Source organism: Nocardia sp. NPDC004722 (assembly GCF_053601505.1).
This window is the reverse complement of record NZ_JBSGBY010000394.1, coordinates 1-8,020: the sequence shown is the minus strand read 5'-3', so window position 1 is coordinate 8,020 and position 8,020 is coordinate 1. Positions and strand designations below refer to the sequence as shown.

The following is an 8,020-nucleotide window of genomic DNA, read 5'->3' as shown; positions in this document are numbered from 1 at the left end:
CAGCAGATCACGGCGGCGCAGAGGCTGAAAATAGACAGCAGTGCCCATGTGTCCCAATGCATTACGACATCCCTTCGAATGCGTATCGCTGATCTTGGTCTGATTTCCGGCGGCTGCGCGCTTTCGCCAAGTCCAAGTAGACACCCAAGTTGGCCCAAACAAGCTGTTCACAGCGTGCTACACACGAAATATGATGGATGCTCACCGCGAGCATGCACACCACGAGCAATCCGTAGATAGCGAGGCTAGCTAATGGCCGGATCAACGGTCTCTCGCAGGGCATTCGGGAACTACCTGCGCGAAATGCGAACTAAGGCAAATAAGACCGCACTGTCGGCGGGACTAAACGCCGAGACGTCTCGGATGACCATCGTGCGGCTGGAAGACGGCCTGCTGACGAAGATCACCACGATGCAACTGAAAAGCCTGCTCGACTTCTATGATGCAGACGAGGACAGCAGGGAGGAGGCTCTTAACCTGTGGGCAGAAAGTCAGGGAACAGACAAAAGCCGCTAAGCTCCAAGGCAATTCGAAAGGATTCTGGCAACCCTACGCCGACCAGGTCCGGACCAATTTTCCGCACTATCTGCGTCTGGAAGCAGCTGCCGATCGCATTACCACCCACCAATTGGTGATGGTGCACGGCCTGTTGCAAACCCCCGACTATCGTCGCGCCATCGCCAAATTGGACGCGCCGAATCTCTCCATTGTCAACACCGAACGCCGGGTCGAACTGATGGAGCGCAGACAGGTCCGATTGGACGATCCCAACTTCCGTATGGAAGTCCTTCTGTCCGAAGCGGTCCTGCGACATCGCCCTGCCGAGCCGGGCGTGATGGCCGGGCAGCTGCGTTGGTTGGCCGAGGTCGGGGTACGAGACAACCTCAGCATCCGCGTCGTCCCGTTTCACGTCGGTCCACACCGGGGCCTGGCGATTCAGTCGTTCACACTGCTGGAATTCAACGCCGTGGAGAGCCGTCTGACCGAGCCGCCAGTCGTCTATCTCGAGGGCGCGGTCGGGGCGCTCTATCACGAACAGACCGACGTGATCGAGCATTATCGCGAGGCGATCACCGCTTTGCGGGCGGTAGCGTTGAGTGAGGACGACACCAGAACCATGGTGCTCGAGGTGGCGAAGGAGTACGCGACGTGAGCAAACCGCCTGTCCGACAGTGGTACAAGTCCAGCAGAAGCGAAGCCTCGAACGCGTGTGTAGAGGTCTACCACGATCATGGCCGGGTCGGTGTGCGCGACTCGAAGCACCCCGGTGGCCCGGAGCTGTTCTTCGATGGCCCGCAGTGGGATACGTTCCTCGGCTGGGTGAAGTAGCGACTCCGCGATGCTCTCCTGCATGATGAACGTCGTTGCGGCGTTGATCAACGAGGGGGGCTCGCGGCATGGGGGACGGCATCGGCCGACTAGCCTCGGCCCGCGTCAGGCTGTGCGCGGTGGCGGCCGTGGTGCTGAGCATCGCGGCTTGCGCCTCGGGACATGGTGCGGCCGGTAATGATTCGGTCGATCTGACGAAGCTCGACACCGGCAGTTATGCGACGAAGCCGCAGCCGGTGGTGCCCGCGGACCCGGACCGGGCGGCTCGCTATCTGGAAGCCATCCGGCTGGGTGAGGTGATGCCGCTCGCCAAGGACATCGACCCGGCGCTGACGTACAACCCGGACGGCGCGTATCCCTTCACGAACGCGGCGACCTTCGCTGACGCGAATCTGGGCATGGTCGATTACGAGCATTTCGCCCAGAACACACCCGGATTCGTCGGCGGCTTCGGCATTTACGGCCAGTCGAACCGGGACCTGGAGATCGCGTCCGGACTCGCGGCCGCGGCACTGTTCTTCGAGACCGACGACGCGGCGGCAGCGGCCGTACCGGCTCTCGCCCGCACCGGGTTCAGCACCCGCTATCACTTCGACGAGGGTTCCGAGCCGGTGTCCTCGGCCGCGTATCCGACCGCGCGCGGGGTGTGGACGCCGAAGACCCAGATCCTCGCATCCTGGTATGCCACCGGACGATTCGTCATCGTCACCGTGGTCGACAATATGGAGGATCCCTCGTTGCACATCTCGGATCAGGCCGGTCTGGTGGCCCGATCCGATCACGCCACCGCGGTGATCGCGGAGCGGCTGAAGGACTTTCACCCGACACCCGCCGACAAGCGGCGTGAACTCCCGATCGACCCCGAGGGGATGATCCGGCGCACGCTGCAACGTCCCGTCGGCGACCTGACTTACGATCCGGTGGACGGTGTCTTCGATCGGAACACGGCCCTGCACCTGGCCTCGGACCCGGACGAAGCGCGGCGACTGTATGAGAAGACCGGCGTGGAATTCTTGAGTACCGGTGCGGGAGAACTGGTTCGGACCCGCGATGCCGCCGGCGCCGCCGCCTATGTCGAGGCGGAGTCCACCGACAAGTTCCACCCCCGGATCGACTCACCTCCCGGTCTGCCTGCGGCCCGCTGCGTCACCTACCACGGGCCCAAAACACTCCAATTCCCCTTCCACTGCTACGTCTCCTATGGGCGTTACGCGGCCACGGTCTGGTCGCAACAGGTACTGGACGCGTATCAGCGCATCTCGGCTCAATACGCCATTCTCGCGAACGACAAGTAGGGGCGATCGTGCGGATTCCAAGCCTTCGCCGCGGCGCGCTGACCACCGTGCTCGCCCTCACTGCCGCTGTGCTCTGCGGTTGTGCGAGCACGTCCGGCACGCCCGTCGCCGGGGAGATCGACGTTCGCACACTGAATGTCGGCGCCTACCCGACCGAGCCGCTGGACTACCGCACCGAGTACAGCCACTTCACCTCCTCCGGTCAGGTCCTCGCCTTCGCACGGCTGGCCGATGCCGTCGCTCTCGGCACCGACATCGACGCGAGCCTCGTTTACGGTGTCCCCCAGGACAAATACACCGATACCGCCGACCCGTCGCACGTGCTGGGCGGGGTGCTCGCGCCGGTCTTGCAGAGAAACGACGTGGTCCTCGGTGCCAGTGCGGCCAGCAGCAGCACACCGCAGACCGAAGCACTGCACTACGGAAAACCCTCGAGCAGCGCCGCCGTCGAGATCACCGTCCTGCAGTTCCCCGACACCCAGCACGCGCAGACCGCCGCCGAGGAGATGGAGGCCACCGATTTCGGCGTGGCGGCCGACCAGAACGCCCGTCTCACGCTCGACGGGTACCCCGGCGCCAAGAGTCACTGGCGGCCGGGCGTGCCGTCCATGGCGGCCACCCTCGCACACGGTCAGTATGTGGTGAATGTCTTCGTCCAGCGCGCGGATCCCGATGTCGCAGCATTGAAGTCCTTGACCGAGAAGGTCTTCGCGGCCCAACTCCCGATGCTGGACCAGCTACCGCCGCTCTCGCGGCGCGACATCAAGCGCCTCGACTACGACCCGTACGGAATGTTCCGCCGCACCTTGCACCCCGGAAAAATGGCGCGGCCGAACGTCGACACCGAGATCACTTACGGCGTCCGCGGCTATCTGAACCGCCTCACCGACCGGGCAGCATGGAAGACGTTGTTCGACAGCAGCGGCGTCGACCGCATCGCGGTCACCGAGGGCGGTGCCCAGCTCATCCGCACACGCGACGCCCATGCGGCCGTGGACCTGTGGTCCGGCATCAAGCCGTTGCAGCCCGGGAAGAGCGCCGACACCGCGGGTATCCCCGATGTCTTCTGCGGCGAGAACCCGACACCGAGCACCCGCGCCTACCCCACCACCTGGGATATGGAGAACCGCTACTACTGCACGCTGCGCTACGCCCGCTATGTCGCCCGCGTCGCCAGCTCCCAGCTGATCGATGTGCAACAGCGCGCCGCCGCCCAATACGCCCTGCTGGCCAACAGCCAGTACCTGTGAGATACCCCCGGAGGTCTGACGCTGTGCCCCTCAGATATCGCGGCCTCGGCCGATTGCGGTCGGCTGGCTTTCGGGCGGGAGCGGCTGCGGCACTGGCGATCTCGCTACTGGCCTGCGCCGCATGCGGATCGGAGTCGCGGGCGGCCGATACTCCGGCGATCGATCTGAGCAAGCTCGAAACCGGCAGCTACCAAACACAACCGAAGGACTTCGTTCCCAAGGACGCCGCGCGGATGGCGCGCACGGTCGAAGCCCTGCGACTCGGCGATGCCATGCCGCTACCGAGCGAGATCGACCCGGCACTGGTGCACAACGACGGCGGGCCGCACCCGTTCGTCGCGGCCGACGATGCGGCGTCACCGGAGCTGTCGGGCGGGAACTCCTTGTTCGGCTGGCTCAGCTCCACCGACTTCGCCACCCACACAGCGGGATTCGTGACCGGCTTCGCCACCGCGGGGCGCTCGGACGCTGATCGGAACGCGTCCTACCAGCTCACCGATGCCGTCATGATCTTCGAGAGCGACGAGGCCGCCGCGCGCGCCGCGGGGGCGTTGGCAGCTGCCGGTTTCTATCGGAACCCGGCGCAGCCGAGCGACCGCGACGACGCACCCGTCCAGTCGACGCGCTACCCGGCCGCGCAGATCCGGTGGGTGCCCAACTCACAGGTGCTGGCCTCCTTCTATCCCGTCGGACATCTGCTCGTCGTCACCATCGCGAACAACAACGAGAACGTCTACCTCCACGAATCGGATCTGCCCGGACTAATGGCCTTGTCCGACAAGGCAATCGACGTCACCACCGACAAGCTGAAGACCTTCGTGCCGACTCCCGCTGACAAAATCGCGAGCCTGCCCGTCGATGCGGATGGCATGCTCCGATTGACCCTTCCGCGACCGGCGGGCGATCAGACCGCGCACGCCTTCGACGGTGTGCTGCACCGGCACGGACAACTGCACGACGAGGATGCTGACCCGGCATCGCGTACGGCGCTCTACGAGAAGACCGGCGTGGACGTTGTGAGTCACGGAGCGGGATTCGTCGTCAGGGCCCGGGACGCCGCAGCGGCGGCGACCTACGCCGACGCCGTATCGGTCGACATGTTCCAACGCCTAATCGATCCGCCACCGGCCCTGCCGACGGCCCGATGCACGACCTACCACGGCCCCGACAAACATGCCTTCCCCTTCAACTGCCGAGTCGTCTACGGGCGTTACGTGGCCTTCGTGTGGTCTCAACAGCAACAGGATGTGTACCAGCGGATTTCCGCGCAGTACGCCATCCTCGCGAACGACAAGTAGGGGAATCGTGAAGCATCCCGGCATCGGCCGACTGATGATCGGCGCGCTCGCCCTGGCGCTCACCGCGTGCGGCAGCCAGGTGGACGGCACCCCGCACCCCGGCGAGATCGACGTCCGGCACCTCGCCGTCGGCAACTACCCGACCGATCCGCTCGACTTCCGTATGACCTACCAGCACAACGAAAACGACGGGCAGAAGCTGGCCATGGGCCGGCTGGCCGACAATGTCGTCATCGGCGCGGATGTCGATCCGAAGTTCGGCCACAACCTGCTGACGCAATTTCTGAGTTCCTCGTCGAAGGTCTTCGCGGGCGCGGTGCAACCCGTATTGGAAAGCAACGGACTGCTGTTCGGCTACTCCGCGGCCGCCAGCACCCACGAGATCGCGGTCGAGGCCAGCTATCACATCTCCGACAACTTCAATCCCTTCGCCGGCGGCCAGGACAATCCGCAGGCGACCTCGTTCACCGTGTCCGTCCTCCAGTTCCCCGATCCACAGCGCGCCCGGACGGCCGCCGACCAGATGGAGGCCGCCGATTTCGCGGTCGCGGCCGACAGCAACGTGCACCTCACCCTGGACAAGCAGCCGGACGCGAAAGCTCATTGGCGACCAGGCATTCCGTCCATGGCCGCCACCCTGGCCCACGGCAGCTACGTCGTGAACGTCTTCGCCATCCAGCCCACCCCCGACCTCGACGGGCTACGGAAACTCACCGACCAGATCTTCGCCGCCCAACTGCCGCTCCTGGACCAGACGCCCGCGCTGTCGAAACGCGAGATGTTCCACCTCAACTACGACCCGGACCTCATGCTGCGCCGAACCCTGCACCCGGCGGACTACACCAGCCCGCACCAGTTCGTCGAAACCACCCACACACCACGCGGTTACCTCCACACGGTGGAGGACCAGGCGACCGGCAAACGCCTCCTCGACGACAACGGCGTGGACCGCATCTCGACCGCCAAGCAGGGCGGCCTCCTCTTCCGCGCCCGAGACCCCAAGGCCGCCACCGCCTTATGGACCGCGATCAACCAACTCGGCGGCACCCCCGCCGACGCGCCCCCGGGCCTCCCCGACACCACCTGCGTCCAAAACCCGAACCCCAGGCCCGGCTGGGTGCTGTCCGACGACCCCGACAGCTACGCCCGCTGGGACGCCGACAACAAGTACCTCTGCACCATCCACTACGACCGGTACGTCGCCCGGGTCGCGAGCAGTCAGCTGGCGGATGCGCAGCAGAAGGCGGCGGCACAGTACGCGGTACTCGCGAACAGCCAATACCTGTGAGATGCCTCCACCGGTTCGGCACGCTGCGCCTCCCACCCCGACCGCCCAGTACACTCTGCACACCAGAAGCAAGATGACACTGGTTAATAGGTTCCGGCGGGGGGATGCTCGACATGCGTCATGGCTATGGCCGACTACGGTCGGCCCGCATCGGGGTGCGCGCGGCAGCGGCGGCGGTGCTGGCGGTATCGGTGCTCGCGAGTGCTGGGTGCGGGTCTGAATCGCATGCGGCCGAGAACAAGACGGTCGACCTCAGCAAGCTCGATACGGGGAGCTACCCGACGAAACCCAAGGATGCGACGACGTCGGATCCGGGGAAGCGGGGGCGGATGCTCGAGGCACTGCGGCTTGGGAACATCCTTCCGCTTGGGTCCGACATTGATCCGGCGCTGGTACGCAACGGGTCCGGCACCCATGCTTTCGTCGAAGCCAATTCGTTCAACAAGTACCTCAATGTCGACCATTTCGTCGATGACGCACGGGGGTTCATAGCGGGCTTCGCCACGAGTGCACGACCTTCGGAGGATGCCTCGCTCGGCTACACGCTGACGAATGCGGTCATGATCTTCGACAGTGAAACCTCCGCGACTGCGGCTGCGGCCGCGCTCGCGCACAGCGGCTTCGCGCTGAAGGCGGGCACTGAAGTCGGTCCCCTCCAGTCAAGCCAGCACCCTGCCGCCCAAATCATCTGGGCCCCTGCTGAACAACGACTCGGCTCCTGGTATCCCTCCGGGAAATTCGTCGTCTTCACCATGGTCGACCAGGTCGAGAACGTGTCCGTGGAACAGGCGTTCGGCGTAGCGCCCGAGCCCGCACCACTGGCATTGGCCGACAAGGCCATAGACGTGACCATCGACCGGTTGAAGAACTTCCAGCCGACATCGCCGGACAAGCTCACTGGGCTGCCGCTCGACCCCGACGGCATGGTGCGCTTGACCTTACCGAGCCCAGCGGGCGATCTCGGGGGCGACGGGTTCCCCGGAGCTGTTGACCAGCACGGCATCATGCACTGGATGGGCGACACTGTCTTCTACAAGGCACTGTTCGACAAAACCGGGGTCGATAGAGTTTCGGATGGAGCAGGATTTCTGGTTCGAGCCAAGGACGAAGCTTCCGCTCGAGCCTTCACAGACGGGGTGTCCACCGCTCGATTCCAGCAGTTGATCGACCCACCTGCTGAGCTCCCCTCTGCCCGCTGCGTGAAATACCACGGTCCGGACGAGAATGCGGCACCCTTCCACTGCTACGTGGCATATGGGCGGTATTCCGCAACAGTGTGGGCTATGCAGCAACAGGATGCGTACCAGCGGATCTCCGCGCAGTACGCCATCCTGGCCAATGACAAGTAAGGGGGATCGTGATGAAACTCGGATTGCACCGCTCCACTGGCGCTCCACTTTTCGGTGCGCTCACCATTCTCTTGGTCGCGGCCTCGCTCTCTGGATGTGGAAGCCAAATTGCCGGAAGCTCGGCACCGGGAGAGACCGATGTACGGAAGCTCGAGCCACCGCCCGATGGCGCGCCCGCCCCCGAGACCGCCACCAAACAGGACAAGGGCTG

Annotated in this window: 9 protein-coding genes; all 9 read left to right on the top strand. The window is 64.8% G+C overall.

Going from position 1 to position 8,020, the window contains the following annotated elements; genetic code table 11:
• Positions 1–252: 252 nt before the first annotated feature.
• On the top strand, positions 253–516 hold the full coding sequence (locus ACWELQ_RS30680; protein ID WP_452400517.1) for a helix-turn-helix domain-containing protein: 264 nt from the start codon (positions 253–255) through the stop codon (positions 514–516).
• 118 nt (positions 517–634) lie between these two features.
• Positions 635–1,153 (top strand): DUF5753 domain-containing protein, encoded by a 519-nt coding sequence (locus ACWELQ_RS30675; protein ID WP_452400518.1) that lies wholly within the window; start codon positions 635–637, stop codon positions 1,151–1,153.
• Entirely contained in the window at positions 1,150–1,329 is a 180-nt protein-coding gene (locus ACWELQ_RS30670) for a DUF397 domain-containing protein (RefSeq protein WP_452400516.1), read from the top strand. Before ACWELQ_RS30675 ends, ACWELQ_RS30670 begins: the two co-directional genes overlap by 4 nt.
• 68 nt (positions 1,330–1,397) lie before the next feature.
• Positions 1,398–2,624 carry a DUF7373 family lipoprotein gene (locus tag ACWELQ_RS30665; protein ID WP_452400515.1) on the top strand — a complete coding sequence of 409 codons (1,227 nt, stop codon included), beginning with the start codon at positions 1,398–1,400 and terminating at the stop codon, positions 2,622–2,624.
• An 8-nt stretch (positions 2,625–2,632) separates the two neighbouring features.
• Complete coding sequence (locus ACWELQ_RS30660) at positions 2,633–3,874, top strand: DUF7373 family lipoprotein (RefSeq protein WP_452400514.1); 1,242 nt, start codon at positions 2,633–2,635, stop codon at positions 3,872–3,874.
• Positions 3,875–3,897: 23 nt separating this feature from the next.
• Positions 3,898–5,172 (top strand): DUF7373 family lipoprotein, encoded by a 1,275-nt coding sequence (locus tag ACWELQ_RS30655; RefSeq protein WP_452400513.1) that lies wholly within the window; start codon positions 3,898–3,900, stop codon positions 5,170–5,172.
• A gap of 7 nt (positions 5,173–5,179) precedes the next feature.
• A complete protein-coding gene (locus tag ACWELQ_RS30650; protein WP_452400512.1) occupies positions 5,180–6,460 on the top strand; it encodes a DUF7373 family lipoprotein in 1,281 nt (426 codons plus the stop codon).
• A gap of 104 nt (positions 6,461–6,564) precedes the next feature.
• Entirely contained in the window at positions 6,565–7,809 is a 1,245-nt protein-coding gene (locus ACWELQ_RS30645) for a DUF7373 family lipoprotein (protein ID WP_452400511.1), read from the top strand.
• A gap of 11 nt (positions 7,810–7,820) precedes the next feature.
• A partial coding sequence (locus ACWELQ_RS30640; protein ID WP_452400510.1) for a hypothetical protein occupies positions 7,821–8,020 on the top strand: 200 nt, incomplete at its 3' end.